Here is a 14,105-nt window from a genome sequence, read left to right as displayed (position 1 = left end):
CAATGACACAGCCCACCACCATCCACGAACTGAAAGAAGCCCGACAGGCTGCCGGCGAACGCTATGCCGCGGCGGTTGCCGAGCTTGAGGCGGCTTATCTCGATCTCGCCGCCTATGACCGCGTCCTGCAGAACGGCAACGTGAACCGGCTCGCGGGCGCTGCTTATGATCATCACTCCTTCCGCGGTGGTCTCGATTTCCTCCCGGTCGACATGCGGCATCCCGATTTCGGTTCCTACACGACCGAGTTCAATCGCCGGATCGCGACGATGGCCAATCCGATCATCGACGCGCTTTCGAACTGAGGAGCACGCCCATGGTCGATCTTCTGACAACCCTTCGCCAGCGTTTCCCGGCCTCTGATCCTCGTGTTGCCGATCTGGAAGGCGCATTTAACAACGTCAACTCCTTCGTTCCGATCGTCACGAAGTGGAAGGTGGAGGCTGGCAGCAACAGGCACCTGTCGCCGGCCGGCGTGGCCTCTGCCTATCGGAAACGGATGGGTGAGAACGTCATGCAGGAAGTCCGCCGCATGCATACGCTCATCAAGGACAGCCGACAGAAGCTCGACGAGGCTCGGGTGAACGTCGGCAAGCCGAAGTATGATCCGAGCGACATGATGGCTGCGGCTCACCGTCGAGAGATCCGCGAATTTCTCCGAACTGTCGACACCTCTCAGCGCCTCTCCCTCGTGCTCGGGGAAAAGGCAGATCCGATCTTTGCCGCCGCGGCCCTTGAACTCCCGACCGTCGTCTCTGGCTTGCCGGAAGAACAGGCGGCAATGGTTCGCGAGGTCTATGCAGAGCGCAATCACCCCGACGTTCTGGAGCACATCCAGGTTCGGGAGGAAGCCCTTGAAGTGATGGCGGCGTTCGCCAGCGTCTTCAAGGAAGACGTGAGGAAGCAAGCCGGGATCGACAACAAGAAGGCGTTCGAAGCCTGGTATGACACGGGCACCGAGCCGGAGGCCGCGTGATGCAGTGCAACGACCGCATCACGCGCGACAGCCTCACTCTTCGGGATCGGGCGTTCTTCGCCATGCGCCCAGGCCGGGAGTACCGGGCTCGCAAACCGTTCCGAGCCGAGCTGAAACGCATGATGCGGCATGGTCATCTGCCCCCGCTGAAGCCGGGGCAAGAGTTCATCGTGATCGTGACGAAGGTAGGTCAGTCGACCTTCCTGACAGCTCTCTACGCCGTCCGGCTCGATCGGCCCGGCAGCATTCCCGACACCGACACGGAGATCAGGGCAGCCTTCGTCAAGTCGGCAGCCGCAACCAAGCTTGAAAAGGAAGCGTTATGAGCATCGTCGTCGAGGAACTGATCGCGCAACTCGGCTGGGACCTTACCGGCGAGGAAGACCTTCGCAAGTTCAAGAAGGGCATGAGCGATGCCGAAAAGGGACTGAGTGCACTCGCCACGCGGATGGCCACCTTTGCCGCTGCGGCCGCGACTGCCTTTGGCGGCGGCATGGCGATGCTCGGCAAGTCGGTGATAGGCGTTTCCGCGGACTTCGAAGGCTTCCAGGCGAGCCTTGAGACGATTGAAGGATCTGCGACCAAGGCCAAGGCGTCGATGGATTGGATCACCCAATTCGCGGCCAAGACGCCCTACGAACTTGCCGGCGTGACGGATGCGTTCATCAAGCTCAAGAGCTACGGCATCGACCCGATGGACGATACGCTTCGCATCCTCGGGGACACGGCATCGGCGATGAACAAGCCGCTGAACATGGCCGTTGAGGCGTTCGCCGATGCGACGTCGTTCCAGTTCGAACGCCTTCGCGAATTCGGCCTTGTGGCTTCACAGAAAGGCGATCAGGTCACGTTCCAGTGGACCAAGAACGGGCAGACACTCACCAAGACCGTCAAGAAGAGCGGCGCCGAAATTCAGAAGTTCCTCAAGGACCATTTCGGCTCGACGTTCAACGGCGCCATGCTTCGCCAGTCGAAGACATGGAACGGCATGATGTCGAACCTGTCGGACGGTTGGAACATCTTCCAGAAGAAGATCGGCGACAAGGGCTTCTTCGATCGCGTCAAGGGGTACCTCGGCGGGTTGCTCGACTACCTCGGTGAGTTGGATGCGAACGGAACGCTCGATCGCTGGGCCACCAGCCTAAGCAACGGACTGACGTGGGCAGTCGATACCGCGGTCTATTCGCTGTCGCGCCTTCGCCGGCACTTCGAGTTCCTGACAGGGTGGATGACGGCGAACCCGACGCTGTTCAATGCCATCAAGGCTGGGCTTGCTGCCATCGCCGCAGTCAAATTCCCATGGATCGCCGGCCTACTGATCTTCGAGGACATCCTGTCGTGGTTCGAAGGCGGTGACAGCACGATCAGACAGTTCGCCGAAGCGCTAAGCAAACTGACGGGGATCGACGCCGACAAGCTCGACGAGATCATTGCCACGCTGGCAGCGGCGACAGCGCTGGGGGCTGCTGCAACTGCCATCGGCGCGTTCTCTGCGTCGATCTGGCCTTTGACGGTCGCATTGGCCGCGCTGGGAGGCGCATACTATCTGGCCAAGGGCGCGCTCGACTTCTTCGCCGCTCAGGAGGCCAAGATCAGCGGCATCAAGGCCGTCGACAACCCGAAGGCCAAGCCTGGCTATGTCGAGGGCGCCGGCTACGACGAGAACGGCAAGTTCATCTACATGGACGGGAACCGGCGTGTTGATGGCCCGAAGGTCAACCCGCAGGCCGGGTTCACTCAGGATGCGCTCGACTACAAGACCATGATGGAAAACCTCGAAGGCAACCGCATCAAGATGGAAGGGAGGAATGCCGCTGCCAAGGTCGAAAGCAACCTGACCGACAACCGGAACCAGTCTGTCAAGGTCGAGGTCGGCGGCGTGGTGGTCAATGGCGTGGCTGCGGCTACGTCAGCTGTTGGCGCGGCTGTCGGCTCGGCAGTGGGCAACGCGGCAGCCGGTTCTGGTCGGGCATCCCGGTTTGAAAAGGACGATGCATTCTGATGAACCGTATCGAGATCCGCGATCATGCCGACCAGCAGTTCGGGACGATCATCAACGGCCGGCGCGTGACGTTTCGATTTCGCTACAACGTCACGTCTGATCGTTGGAGCTTCGACATGTCGATCGACGATCAGCCGATCTTGCACGGGCGAAGGATTGTCGGGGGAGTAGATCTGCTGCGAACGTTCCGCCGTCACATTCGCGAACGGTTCAACTTCGAAATAGGCTACCTCGTCGCCGCAGCGGTCACGAAGGGCGCCGAGCCTGATCGGGATGCCCTCCCACTTGGCGAGTTCCGGATCTACCACCTGAACGAGGAGGAGGCGAAGGAATATGGGCTGTATGACTTCCATTACAAATGATCGGGGATCTCAATGATCGTACGCATCAAGCGCACCAAAGTAGTCGGCAAGGGTGTCGCTGGCATTCGGTCCATTCCGAAGCGCCCGGCTCGTGTGAAGGTCGGGTTTCCTGCAGGCGAGGCAGACAGCGACGTGATCAATCGCGCGACGTTCAACAACTTCGGGACGTCTACGATCCCTGAGCGCCCTTTCATGCAAAACGCCATGCGCGATAACCGGGCGAGCTATCGCGCCGGCATGATCCAGGGCGCGAAAGAGATCATCCGCGCCGCGGCAGCCGGCAAAGATCCGGGTCAAGTCATGCGCCGGGTCCTCTCAAAGCTCGGCATCAAAGCACAAGGCGATATCCAGGCTGAAATCGCGTCCCTGCAGAGCCCTCCGAACGCGCCGTCGACAATCCGGCAGAAAGGTAGCTCGAAACCGTTGATCCATTCCGGCGAGCTTCTGGGGGCCGTCTCGTTCAAAATCGAGGAGTGACCATGTTGAAGGAGATCGAGGTCGAAGGCGTCGGCATCATGCGCCACCTCAATGACTGGCAGTCGGCGCGCTTGGCCAGTCTCCGCGGACCGAACCGCTCGATCGCTCCCATGGCTTTCGGTCTGGGCATGACCCTTCGCCAGTTCCGGCAGCTCACGCCCGATCAGCAAAAGGCCGCATGGGACGCTCACAATCGATTGACCGCGCCGCCGGCACCTGAGAGGCGGGAAGAACCGGCAAGCTGGCTACCGCGTCCCAGGGAGCGGGTTTCCGAGGAAAGACAGATCATGATCGGGCGAAAGCTGCTGCAAGTCAAAGCGCAGCTTCCTCATGGCCACTTCGGCCCTTGGATTGACAAGGAAAGCGGCATTACACGCAAGCAAGCGGCTCGCTTCATGAAGGCCGCAAAGCAGCCGCGTCAATCCGGCTGAAACCCCGGCGTTAACGCGCCACATCTGCTTAGGCCAGCTACTCTATCTTTCTTTTATCGAGATCAGCGTTGGTTCTTTGTCGGTGATTGAGCAATGAGCCACATATGGGAGCATTGCGCCAAGAGCGCTCTTCGCTTCGAATGGAAGTGCGACGCTGATTCCCATCTGCCCTCTGGTGACGTTCGCACCAAAGTATGACGGGACGACAGTTGATGGAAGCTTGGCGGATTTTCTCGCGAGAGCTTCGCACGCGCTGACTGCGTCGGAATTAGTAATCTTTTCCAGCGCCCCCTGGAGCGATTCAGGCGCGGCGGAAACGCTCTTCGTCTCTTCTTCAGTGTAGAAGAAACGCTTTCCATTGTTGCAATCGGCGAACACGACAATGGTGTCTTTCGGAACGCTCTGGTCGAAAGAATATCCGCTCAGGAAAACGTTGTCGCACTCACCTGAGGTTGCTGTGATCTCCACAGCCCTCTTGAGCGCCTGATTTATCCTTGCGAAGCCGTCTTTTCCCCATTGCTTGTAAAGTTTGGGGGCACCTTCGCGAGTGATCTCCATGAACGCATTTTCGGAGACACTTGCCGCATCTGCTGAATTAGCAAGCAGGAGAAGCGACACCATAGCAACTGACCTGATCATTTTTCAGTTCTCCTCACTCGTTGTTCGGTTCCCAGTGAGCCGTGCTGAAAAGGCAACCCATGGTCGTCAGGCACCGTATCACAATTCTGGCCTGTTGAAAATCAAGGTCACGGATGGGTGAGAACGGCAGGGGAACGGCTTGCTACCATTCTGCAACCCTACTCGGTAGCACGTTCCGAAACGAAGAGTGACGCGACCGAATACGGTTATCGAAAGCGCCTGAAAAATAGGGGAAACAGGGGAGGGGATAGCACCAACCGAGACGGTTGCAACCGAATTTCAAGACCGGTTCCTTAAACCGCTCGGACACTCTTCCGCTGTCCGCCTTATGCGCAATGCGCCGGCGCTTTGCAAGACGCATTTCGTTTGGTCGAGCAATGGGCAGGTGGCTGGATCCGCCTCGCGAGTTGGTGGTGCTTGCCTTGTTTCGCGCCTCAAGTTGAAGGCCCGGACGTTCTTTGGGCTTTAGTTGTTCGTTAACCATGTTTCGAGCTAACACAGATAGTTTGAGGCAAATGTTCGCAATTCTGCCATGTTGTGACCGCGTTGTTGCTTCGTAACAGGACGGTTGGTTGGTCGGGCCATGGGCTAGACCGGCGACGGCAGGGGAGCCGTGACCGACAGCATCGGCAGTGGGACTTATGATTTTCAAGGCAGGCGGCAGCACTCTGATCAACGGAGCCAAGTGGCTCGCATTGACGATTTTGTGCGCGAGCCTGGGATCCTGCGCGACGACCGGCGGCAAACCGGAAAAGAAGAAGCGTTCCAAGGAATATTTTGCCGAATCCGAATACGGTGTGAAGGCGAGCCCGCGGCTGGTGGCGAGCGGTCCCGTGCCGAAGGGCGGCGGCCGCTACATGGTCGGCAAGCCCTATACCGTGAAGGGCAAGGTCTACGTCCCGAAGGACAATCCGGACTATGACAAGGTCGGCGTCGCCTCCTGGTACGGTTCGGCCTTCCATGGTCGGCAGACCGCCAATGGCGAACTCTACGACCAGCACTACCTCTCCGCCGCCCACCCGACCTTGCCGCTGCCGAGCTATGCGCGTGTGACAAACCTGACCAATGGCAGCTCGGTCATCGTTCGCGTCAACGACCGCGGCCCGTTCCATTCCGATCGCATCATCGACCTTTCCAACAAGACCGCCGACATGCTTGACATGGCCCACAGCGGCACCGGCAAGGTCCGCGTGCAATATGTCGGTCCCGCCCGGATGGACGGCCACGACATGCCGTATCTGATGGCGTCTTACATCCGCAAGGGCGACCGTTCGCCGATCGTCGATCCGGGCGGCCAGATCGCATCCGGCGTGATGGTGGCTTCCGCCGACAACAAGAGCCTGCCGGCTTCGCCAGATTATGCGCCGGCGACGATGACGAGCCTTGCCGGTCCGACGCCTTCCGCTGCCTATCCCTCGGCCGACAACGGTGTTGCTGCGACTGCCGTCGCCGCTTTCGACGGCATGGTGATCCTGCCGGAATTCGGCCCCTGGCCGACCGAGCGCCCGCTCGACGGTCACTATCTGCGCGTTCCGGCCGGCAGCGCGGTCTCTGCTTTTTCGGCAGAGCCGGTCGAGGCTCCCGCCACGCTTGCCTTTGATGCGATTATGGTGCGCAATGACGGCCTGACGGAGGCGTCGATTCTGTCCTCGGTCGCGCGCGGTGCCACCAAGCTGTCCGCGCGCCGATAGTATTCCGGACGATCGATCCGCCCGCGGCGGCAGCCGGTCACGCGGCGAGGAACCGAAATAGACCATGCGACATAGCCTTGCCCTTGCCGTCCTGTTCCTCTCCGTCTTCTTTTCCCTTCCTGCCTTCGCCCAGAAGGCGCCTTCCGGCCTTTTCGAGACGAAGGCGCCGCAGGTCCTGCTGATCGAAGCCTCGACCGGCACGGTCCTGCTCGCCAAGGGCGAGGACAAGCCCTTTCCACCGGCCTCGCTTGCCAAGCTGATGACGCTGGAAATCGTCTTCGACGCCTTGAAACGGCAGGAAGTCAGCCTGGACACCGTCTATCGCGTCAGCGAGCACGCCTGGCGGACCGGTGGCGCCCCGTCGCGCACCGCGACCATGTTCGCTGCCCTGAATTCCGAGATCCGCGTTGAGGACCTGGTCAAGGGGATCGCGGTGCAGATGGCCAATGACAGCTGCATCATCCTCGCCGAGGGCATGGATGGCAGCGAGGCAAAGTTTGCCGCCCGCATGAACGACCGTGCCAGGGCGCTCGGACTTCGCGGAAGTGCCTTTGCCAATCCGACGGGGCTCCCCGATCCCGGCAACAGGACGACACTCGCCGACATGATTGCACTCGCCCGGCATATTCAGTCGACCTATCCGGACTTCTACCGGCTTTTCGCCATTCCCGAGTTCGAATGGAACAAGATTGCCCAGCGCAACCGCAATCCGATGCTCGGCCGCAGCGCCGGTGTCGATGGCCTTGGGTCCGGCTTTGCAGAGGAGAGCGGCTTTTCGCTCGTCACCTCGGCGGAGCGCGACGGCCGTCGGCTGTTTCTCGCGGTCAGCGGTCTGCCGTCGGACAAGGAGCGGGCCGAGGAGGCGGTGCGGCTTCTCGACTGGGGTTTCAGCGCCTTCGAGATGCGGCACCTTTATGATGCCGGCCAGGCGATCGGCGCAGCCAGCGTCTACGGCGGTGATGCCGCTAAGGTCGATCTCGTCGCGGCTGGGCCCGTCGACATCTTCGTTCCGATCGATAATCCCGACAGGATCCAGGCGCGCATCGTCTATCGCTGGCCGCTGCGGGCACCGGTCGCTGCCGACTCAGACATTGGCGTCCTGCAGGTCTCGTCGGGGGACCGGCTGCTGCGCGAGGTCAGGCTGAAGAGTGCCGCGCCGGTCGGCGCGGGCACGCTGAGCCAGAAAGCGGGCGACGCCCTGTTCGAACTGCTGTTCTTCTGGCTGTGAACACCCCGATAGCGGTTTCGCAGGCGCGGTGAATAGGTTAAACAGGTCGAAAGACGTGGGTACAGTCGAGAAGGCGGGAAGACCAGGGTGTCGACGGGTGCGGGAATGTTCGTGACTTTCGAGGGAGGCGAGGGGGCAGGCAAGTCCACCCAGATTCGCCGTCTCGCCGACAGCCTGCGCCGCCAGGGCCTCGACGTGATCACCACCCGCGAGCCGGGCGGTTCGGCGGGTGCCGAGGCGCTGCGCCATGTCCTGCTTTCCGGTGCGGCCGAGGACTATGGTATCCGCATGGAGGCCATCCTGTTTGCCGCCGCCCGCAACGATCATGTTGAGAACGTGATTCGCCCGGCGCTCACCAAGGGCTTCGTCGTGCTCTGCGACCGCTTCATGGATTCCTCGCGCGTCTACCAGGGCGCAACTGGCAATCTCGAACCGGAATTCATCGATGCGCTGGAGCGCGTGGCGGTCAACGGCGTCGTGCCGGACCTGACCCTGATCCTCGACCTTCCCGCGACGCTCGGGTTAGAGCGCGCCCGTGGTCGGTTGAGCGCGGAAGCGAACGGGCAGGGCGCTCCGGACCGCTTCGAGAAGGAAGAGCTCGATACCCACGAGAAGCGTCGGCAGGCCTTTCTCGATATCGCCTCTGCCGACCCGAAGCGCTGCCACGTAATCGACGCGCGCCGATCGGTCGGCGAGATCGCCGACGACATCCTCGACGCGGTCCTGCCGGTGATCGCCGGCCGGAAGACGGTGGGCATCCCCAAAGCGGTCGGCGTGGAATGAGCGACGAGCGACACGGAGTGCTGGACGGCGCGATCGCGCCTGCCTTGAACACACGCCTTTTCGGACACGGGGCGGCCGAGGATTTTCTCGCCCGCACCTATCGGTCCGGCAAGGGGCATCACGCGGTCCTGATCGAAGGACCCGAAGGGATCGGCAAGGCGACGCTTGCCTTCCGCTTCGCCAATCACGTGCTTTCGCACCCGGATCCGGCGACGGCCCCGGATTTCATCGCCGATCCCGACCCGGCGTCGGCCGTCAGCCGTCAGATCGCCTCCGGGGCCAGTCACAACCTGCTCTACCTGTCCCGGCCGGTCGACGAAAAGACCGGAAAGGTGCGCACCGCGATCACCATCGACGAGGTCCGCCGCGCCGGCCACTTCTTCTCGCAGACCTCGGGCACTGGAAACTGGCGCATCGTCATCATCGACCCGGCCGACGACCTCAACCGCAACGCGGCGAATGCCATCCTCAAGATCCTCGAGGAACCGCCGAAGCGCGCTATGTTCCTGGTGCTCTCGCATGCACCCGGCAAGCTGCTGCCGACCATTCGCTCGCGTTGCCTGCCGCTGAAGCTTTCGGCGCTGTCCGACGACGCAATGCGCCAAGCGCTGGCGCAGCTTGGCCTCTCGATTGCCGAGGCCCAGGCCGAAACGATCCTGTCTCTCTCGAAGGGCAGCGTCGCGCAGGCGCTGAAACTCGCGAACTACGGCGGCGCCGACATCATCGAGGCCTTCGGCAAGCTGCTCGGCGAGAGCGGGCCTGCCGCGCGCAAGACGATGTACAAGCTCGCCGACGCGTTGAGCGCCAAGGATAGCGACGTCGCCTTCGGCTTCTTCACCGAGCATCTGGCCGAGTTCCTGATGGAGCAGGCCCGGACGGCCGCACTTTCGGGTAATCTCCGCGCCGCCGATCACTATGCTCGGCTTTCCTCGTCGATCACCGAGCAGCTCGCGGTGGCTGCCGCCTACAATCTCGACCGCAAGCAGACGATCCTCGACATCCTGACCGCTGTCACGGCATAGCATGTCGGATCTCGAGGCGGTCTTCGCCATCCGCGGGGTGCAAGGCAGGCTTCGAGAAAACGGCTGTTTCTAAAGACGCAAGAATGCTCTAAGAGCGGCAGAACTTCATAAATGCGCAATCGACGCGGATCATAAGACCGACCATGAACGACACCTACTACATCACCACAGCCATCGCCTATCCGAACGGCAAGCCGCATATCGGCCACGCCTACGAACTGCTCGCGACCGACGCCATGGCGCGTTTCCAGCGGCTCGACGGCAAGGACGTCTTCTTCCTCACCGGAACGGACGAGCATGGCCAGAAGATGCAGCAGACCGCGCGCGCCGAAGGCATTGCCGTCGAGGATCTTGCCAAGCGCAATTCCGACGAGTTCCGCGAGATGGGCCGGCTGCTCAATTCGTCGAACGACGATTTCATCCGCACGACCGAGCCGCGCCACCACCAGACGGTGCAGGAAGTCTGGCGCCGTATGGCGGCCAACGGCGACATCTACAAGGACAGCTATGCCGGCTGGTATTCGGTCCGCGACGAGGCCTATTACCAGGAAGAGGAAACCGAGCTGCGCGCCGACGGCGTTCGCTACGGGCCGCAGGGCACGCCGGTCGAATGGGTCGAAGAGGAAAGCTACTTCTTCAGGCTTTCGGCCTATGAGGACAAGCTCCTGAAGCTCTACGAGGACCAGGCCGATTTCATCGGTCCGAACGAGCGCCGCAACGAGGTCATCTCCTTCGTCAAGTCGGGGCTCAAGGACCTGTCGATCTCGCGTACCACCTTCGACTGGGGCATCAAGGTGCCGGATGATCCGAAGCACGTGATGTATGTCTGGGTCGACGCGCTGACCAACTACATCACGGCGACCGGCTATGTCGAAGACCAGAACGGCCCGCGTGCGAAATACTGGCCGGCCGACGTCCACATCATCGGCAAGGACATCATCCGCTTCCACGCCGTCTACTGGCCGGCCTTCCTGATGTCGGCTGGGCTGCCGCTGCCCAAGCGCGTCTTCGCCCACGGCTTCCTGCTCAACAAGGGCGAGAAGATGTCGAAGTCGCTCGGCAACGTCGTCGACCCGGTCAATCTGGTCAACCATTTCGGCCTCGACCAGGTGCGCTACTTCTTCCTCCGCGAAGTCTCCTTCGGCCATGACGGCAGCTATTCGGAAGAGGGTATCGCGACCCGCATCAATGCCGATCTTGCCAACGGTATCGGTAACCTGGCGAGCCGTTCGCTGTCGATGATCAACAAGAACTGCGAGGGCAGGGTGCCGACACCCGGTCCGCTGACCGCGGAAGACGAAGCCATCCTGAAGATCGCCGACGAAGCTATCGACATCTGCCGCGAGGAGATGAGCAAGCAGCAGATCCACAAGGCAGTTGCCGCGATCATCAACATCGTCAACGAGGCGGACCGCTATTTCGCCGCGCAGGCGCCGTGGGTGCTGAAGAAGACCGATGAGGCGCGCATGGGCACGGTGCTCTACGTGACCGCGGAAGTCGTGCGCCAGATCGCCACCCTCTTCCTGCCGATCATGCCCGCATCGTCGGCCAAGATCCTCGATCTCGTCGCCGTGGCCGAGGAGGACCGCGTGTTCGCCAAGCTCGGTGCCGCCGGGCGTCTCAAGGCCGGAACGGAGCTCCCGGCGCCGTCGCCGGTCTATCCGCGCTACGTCGCTCCGGACGCGGCCAAGGCGTGACCGGCATGCTGATCGACACCCATTGCCATCTCGACTTCGCCGACTTCGACGCGGAGCGCGACGAACTGGTCGCGCGAGCCCATGAGGCGGGCGTTTCTCAGATGGTGACGATCTCGACGCGGGTGCGAAAGCTCGACACGCTGCTCGGGCTGACGGAGCGTTATCCCTCGGTCTTCTGCTCGGTCGGTACCCATCCGAACAATGCCAACGAGGAACTGGACGTCACCGCAGACGACCTTGTTCGGCTGGCCGAGACCCATGACAAGGTGGTGGCGATCGGCGAGGCCGGTCTCGACTATTTCTACGACACGCAGACGCCCGAGGACCAGAAGACGGGCTTCCTCCGCCACATCGAGGCGGCGCGGCGCACCCAGTTGCCGCTCGTCATCCACAGCCGCAGCGCCGACGAGGACATGGCGGCAATCCTGACGGAAGAAACAGGGAAGGGGCCCTTCCCCTTCATCCTGCATTGTTTTTCTTCCGGCGAGGCGCTGGCAAAGACCGGCGTCGAACTCGGCGGTTATGTCTCCTTCTCGGGCATCCTGACCTTCCCGAAGTCCACCGAACTGCGCGACATCGCCAAGGGCCTGCCGCTCGACCGGCTTCTCGTCGAGACCGACGCGCCTTACCTGGCGCCGAAGCGCTGGCGCGGGAAGCGCAACGAGCCGTCCTATGTGGTGAACACGGCCGAGGTCCTGGCCGAGACCATGGGGGTCAGCTTCGACGAGATGGCGCGCATCACGACCGAAAATGCATTCAGGCTCTTTTCCAAGATGCCGAGGCTTGCTGCATGAGCTACCGGCAGCGCTTCACCATCCTCGGCTGCGCATCGTCCCCGGGCGTGCCGCGCATCAACGGTGACTGGGGCGACTGCGATCCGAACAATCCCCGCAACCGCCGCACCAGGGCATCCTTCCTCGTGCAGCAGATCGCGCCTGGCGGCGGTGTGACCACCGTCGTGGTTGATACCGGACCGGATTTTCGCGAGCAGATGATTGCGGCGCGTGTCGATCATGTCGATGCCGTCGTCTATACCCATGCCCATGCCGACCACCTGCACGGGATCGATGACCTGCGCGGCTATTTCGTCATGCAGAAGCACCGGATCCCGATCCATGCGGAACCGGCCACCATGGCGCGCATCCGGCAGGGTTTTGCCTATTGCCTCGAAACGCCGCAAGGCAGCAACTATCCGCCGATCGTCCAGCCCATCGTGATCGAGGATCTGACGCGTCCGGTCGAGGTGACGGGGAAGGGCGGTACGATCCGCCTGCAGCCCCTGCTCCAGCAGCACGGCGACATCATCTCTTTGGGGCTCCGGATCGGCGATGTCGCCTATTGCTGCGACGTCAGCAATTTTCCCGAGGAAACCGTTGCGCGGCTCGGCGGCCTCGACACACTGGTGATCGACGCCTTGCAATACCGGCATCATCCGAGCCATCTTTCGCTCGAGCAGGCGCTCGGCTGGATCGATCGGCTGAAGCCACGCCACGCGATCCTGACGCACATGCATATTCCGCTCGACTACGAGACCGTGATGGCCGAGACGCCGCCGTATGTCGAGCCGGCTTACGACCAGTTGTCGTTCGAAGTTGTTGTTGGCGGAAATTAGTTAGAAGAAAACATCAGGAAACAATGGCAAGCCATTGTTTTATATAAAATTCAAGGAGAAGTGCCATGAACTGCATTTTCATCCAGGTACGCTGCCGGCCTGGCCGGACCTATGAGGTCGCGGACCGCATCTATGAAAAGGAAGTGGTTTCGGAGCTCTATTCCACGAGCGGCGAATACGATCTGCTCGCCAAGATCTACGTTCCGGAAGACCAGGACGTCGGCAAGTACGTCAACGCAATCTTCTCCGACATCCCGGACGTCGACCGGACGCTGACAACGCTGACGTTCCACGCATTCTGATCCGGACACTTGGGACGCCCAAGCAGGCTTCCTTCGAATGCCACTGAATATCGAGCCTGAAACGCCATCCGTCCGCGCTTGATCGGAAGCTTGAAATACAAAGCGTCAGGGAGCACCGGCGAATCCGCAGGTCCTCCCGTATATGTTTTAGTTCCATAATCTATCTTATGCGATAAATGGATGGCCGCATGGGCGTGGGGTCGCGGCTGCGTTCGGCCTCCGCACAGCGCTCCCCCACGACATCAGACGAGCCTCTGATCGTTGAGCAGATCCTCGGCCGTCTCCCGGTCCATCTCCATCACCTTGCGGCCGATCTCGAAGCTGAATCCGTTGCGCGCGAAAGCGGAAAACTCCTTGGCGTGGCGTTTCTCGTCGAATGCGACGTCAAGGCGTCGGAACGGTCCGAAAGCCCGCTTGCGGGCAAAGATCAGCGCCGCGACGAAATCGTCCGTCTCGGCCAGCGCACCGTCGATGATCTCGCGATCGATGCCCTTGTCCTTCAGCTTCCGGGCGATCACCCGCTTCGACTTTCCGCTGCGCGCCGACGACCGTGTGCGGATCTCCGCATAGGCCACGTCGTCGAGCGCTCGCATCTGCTTGCCGAACTCGACGGCTGCAGCGGAAAGCGCGGCAATCTGTGCCTCGCTGATGTCCTCGAACTTCTCGCGCGCCTTCTTCGCGATGGCCTCGCCGAGCTCCCGCTCGCTCATCATCTTGCGAGCCAGACGGTATGCGGCGGAGTTCCTGACCCAGCTCAGCATGCGCGGCGTCGGCTGGTCGGTGGCCGGCAGCAGGTCCTGTTCGTCTTCGGTCAAAGCGTCGTGGCCCTCGGTTCGACGGCGAGTCATCGGTCTTCACCTACCATGAATGAAGGCAGGCTTTC

General features: G+C 61.7%; 17 protein-coding genes. 15 read left to right on the top strand and 2 right to left on the bottom strand.

Going from position 1 to position 14,105, the window contains the following annotated elements:
* Positions 1-2: 2 nt before the first annotated feature.
* Genes HHL25_RS05430 through HHL25_RS05400 form a run of 7 tightly spaced genes read left to right on the top strand, consistent with a single transcriptional unit; the run spans position 3 to position 4,248 of the window.
* Positions 3-305 (top strand): hypothetical protein, encoded by a 303-nt coding sequence (locus HHL25_RS05430; protein ID WP_169588006.1) that lies wholly within the window; start codon positions 3-5, stop codon positions 303-305.
* Between the two features lie 11 nt (positions 306-316).
* Positions 317-976 (top strand): hypothetical protein, encoded by a 660-nt coding sequence (locus tag HHL25_RS05425; protein WP_169588004.1) that lies wholly within the window; start codon positions 317-319, stop codon positions 974-976.
* Positions 976-1,302: a hypothetical protein gene (locus HHL25_RS05420; protein ID WP_169588002.1), complete on the top strand. Its 327-nt coding sequence runs from the start codon at positions 976-978 to the stop codon at positions 1,300-1,302. The genes HHL25_RS05425 and HHL25_RS05420 overlap by 1 nt, the downstream gene beginning before the upstream one ends.
* A complete protein-coding gene (locus tag HHL25_RS05415; protein ID WP_169588001.1) occupies positions 1,299-2,978 on the top strand; it encodes a tape measure protein in 1,680 nt (559 codons plus the stop codon). The genes HHL25_RS05420 and HHL25_RS05415 overlap by 4 nt, the downstream gene beginning before the upstream one ends.
* On the top strand, positions 2,978-3,340 hold the full coding sequence (locus HHL25_RS05410) for a phage baseplate plug family protein (protein ID WP_205927717.1): 363 nt from the start codon (positions 2,978-2,980) through the stop codon (positions 3,338-3,340). The genes HHL25_RS05415 and HHL25_RS05410 overlap by 1 nt, the downstream gene beginning before the upstream one ends.
* Positions 3,341-3,352: 12 nt before the next feature.
* Entirely contained in the window at positions 3,353-3,817 is a 465-nt protein-coding gene (locus HHL25_RS05405; protein WP_169587999.1) for a hypothetical protein, read from the top strand.
* A gap of 2 nt (positions 3,818-3,819) precedes the next feature.
* Entirely contained in the window at positions 3,820-4,248 is a 429-nt protein-coding gene (locus tag HHL25_RS05400; protein WP_246701690.1) for a DUF3102 domain-containing protein, read from the top strand.
* Positions 4,249-4,290: 42 nt separating this feature from the next.
* Here the strand turns inward: HHL25_RS05400 and HHL25_RS05395 are convergent, their stop codons facing one another.
* Positions 4,291-4,887, bottom strand: a complete 597-nt coding sequence (locus tag HHL25_RS05395) for a hypothetical protein (RefSeq protein WP_169587997.1) — start codon at positions 4,885-4,887, stop codon at positions 4,291-4,293.
* 641 nt (positions 4,888-5,528) lie between these two features.
* Between HHL25_RS05395 and HHL25_RS05390 the strand changes: the two genes are divergently transcribed.
* The 8 genes from HHL25_RS05390 (at position 5,529) to HHL25_RS05355 (ending at position 13,222) form a co-directional block, all read left to right on the top strand.
* Positions 5,529-6,578 carry a septal ring lytic transglycosylase RlpA family protein gene (locus tag HHL25_RS05390; RefSeq protein ID WP_169587995.1) on the top strand — a complete coding sequence of 350 codons (1,050 nt, stop codon included), beginning with the start codon at positions 5,529-5,531 and terminating at the stop codon, positions 6,576-6,578.
* A gap of 64 nt (positions 6,579-6,642) precedes the next feature.
* Positions 6,643-7,806 (top strand): D-alanyl-D-alanine carboxypeptidase family protein, encoded by a 1,164-nt coding sequence (locus HHL25_RS05385; RefSeq protein WP_169587993.1) that lies wholly within the window; start codon positions 6,643-6,645, stop codon positions 7,804-7,806.
* An 87-nt stretch (positions 7,807-7,893) separates the two neighbouring features.
* Complete coding sequence (tmk, locus tag HHL25_RS05380) at positions 7,894-8,589, top strand: dTMP kinase (RefSeq protein WP_169587991.1); 696 nt, start codon at positions 7,894-7,896, stop codon at positions 8,587-8,589.
* Positions 8,586-9,611 (top strand): DNA polymerase III subunit delta', encoded by a 1,026-nt coding sequence (locus tag HHL25_RS05375; RefSeq protein ID WP_169587989.1) that lies wholly within the window; start codon positions 8,586-8,588, stop codon positions 9,609-9,611. Before tmk ends, HHL25_RS05375 begins: the two co-directional genes overlap by 4 nt.
* Positions 9,612-9,754: 143 nt before the next feature.
* Complete coding sequence (gene metG / locus HHL25_RS05370) at positions 9,755-11,308, top strand: methionine--tRNA ligase (RefSeq protein ID WP_169587987.1); 1,554 nt, start codon at positions 9,755-9,757, stop codon at positions 11,306-11,308.
* Between the two features lie 5 nt (positions 11,309-11,313).
* Positions 11,314-12,102: a TatD family hydrolase gene (locus HHL25_RS05365; protein ID WP_169587985.1), complete on the top strand. Its 789-nt coding sequence runs from the start codon at positions 11,314-11,316 to the stop codon at positions 12,100-12,102.
* Positions 12,099-12,920, top strand: coding sequence for an MBL fold metallo-hydrolase (locus tag HHL25_RS05360; RefSeq protein ID WP_169587983.1), 822 nt, complete (start codon positions 12,099-12,101; stop codon positions 12,918-12,920). Before HHL25_RS05365 ends, HHL25_RS05360 begins: the two co-directional genes overlap by 4 nt.
* A gap of 65 nt (positions 12,921-12,985) precedes the next feature.
* Positions 12,986-13,222 (top strand): Lrp/AsnC ligand binding domain-containing protein, encoded by a 237-nt coding sequence (locus tag HHL25_RS05355; protein ID WP_169587981.1) that lies wholly within the window; start codon positions 12,986-12,988, stop codon positions 13,220-13,222.
* 242 nt (positions 13,223-13,464) lie between these two features.
* On the opposite strand, the gene recX is transcribed toward HHL25_RS05355, so the two are convergent.
* Entirely contained in the window at positions 13,465-14,070 is a 606-nt protein-coding gene (gene recX, locus HHL25_RS05350; protein ID WP_169587979.1) for a recombination regulator RecX, read from the bottom strand.
* Between the last annotated feature and the right edge of the window lie 35 nt (positions 14,071-14,105).

The organism is Rhizobium terricola, from assembly GCF_012927355.1.
In the GTDB taxonomy this organism is placed as follows: Bacteria; Pseudomonadota; Alphaproteobacteria; order Rhizobiales; family Rhizobiaceae; genus Allorhizobium; species Allorhizobium terricola.
The sequence above is the reverse complement of the archived record's forward strand: the minus strand, read 5'-3'. Positions and strand labels throughout refer to the sequence as shown.

Bases quoted from the DNA above. Each gene is read 5' to 3' on its own strand.
- HHL25_RS05430 (WP_169588006.1), top strand. From the start codon at position 3: ATGACACAGCCCACCACCATCCACGAACTGAAAGAAGCCCGACAGGCT.
- HHL25_RS05425 (WP_169588004.1), top strand. From the start codon at position 317: ATGGTCGATCTTCTGACAACCCTTCGCCAGCGTTTCCCGGCCTCTGAT.
- HHL25_RS05420 (WP_169588002.1), top strand. From the start codon at position 976: ATGCAGTGCAACGACCGCATCACGCGCGACAGCCTCACTCTTCGGGAT.
- HHL25_RS05415 (WP_169588001.1), top strand. From the start codon at position 1,299: ATGAGCATCGTCGTCGAGGAACTGATCGCGCAACTCGGCTGGGACCTT.
- HHL25_RS05410 (WP_205927717.1), top strand. From the start codon at position 2,978: ATGAACCGTATCGAGATCCGCGATCATGCCGACCAGCAGTTCGGGACG.
- HHL25_RS05405 (WP_169587999.1), top strand. From the start codon at position 3,353: ATGATCGTACGCATCAAGCGCACCAAAGTAGTCGGCAAGGGTGTCGCT.
- HHL25_RS05400 (WP_246701690.1), top strand. From the start codon at position 3,820: ATGTTGAAGGAGATCGAGGTCGAAGGCGTCGGCATCATGCGCCACCTC.
- HHL25_RS05395 (WP_169587997.1), bottom strand. From the start codon at position 4,887: ATGATCAGGTCAGTTGCTATGGTGTCGCTTCTCCTGCTTGCTAATTCA.
- HHL25_RS05390 (WP_169587995.1), top strand. From the start codon at position 5,529: ATGATTTTCAAGGCAGGCGGCAGCACTCTGATCAACGGAGCCAAGTGG.
- HHL25_RS05385 (WP_169587993.1), top strand. From the start codon at position 6,643: ATGCGACATAGCCTTGCCCTTGCCGTCCTGTTCCTCTCCGTCTTCTTT.
- HHL25_RS05375 (WP_169587989.1), top strand. From the start codon at position 8,586: ATGAGCGACGAGCGACACGGAGTGCTGGACGGCGCGATCGCGCCTGCC.
- metG (WP_169587987.1), top strand. From the start codon at position 9,755: ATGAACGACACCTACTACATCACCACAGCCATCGCCTATCCGAACGGC.
- HHL25_RS05365 (WP_169587985.1), top strand. From the start codon at position 11,314: ATGCTGATCGACACCCATTGCCATCTCGACTTCGCCGACTTCGACGCG.
- HHL25_RS05360 (WP_169587983.1), top strand. From the start codon at position 12,099: ATGAGCTACCGGCAGCGCTTCACCATCCTCGGCTGCGCATCGTCCCCG.
- HHL25_RS05355 (WP_169587981.1), top strand. From the start codon at position 12,986: ATGAACTGCATTTTCATCCAGGTACGCTGCCGGCCTGGCCGGACCTAT.
- recX (WP_169587979.1), bottom strand. From the start codon at position 14,070: ATGACTCGCCGTCGAACCGAGGGCCACGACGCTTTGACCGAAGACGAA.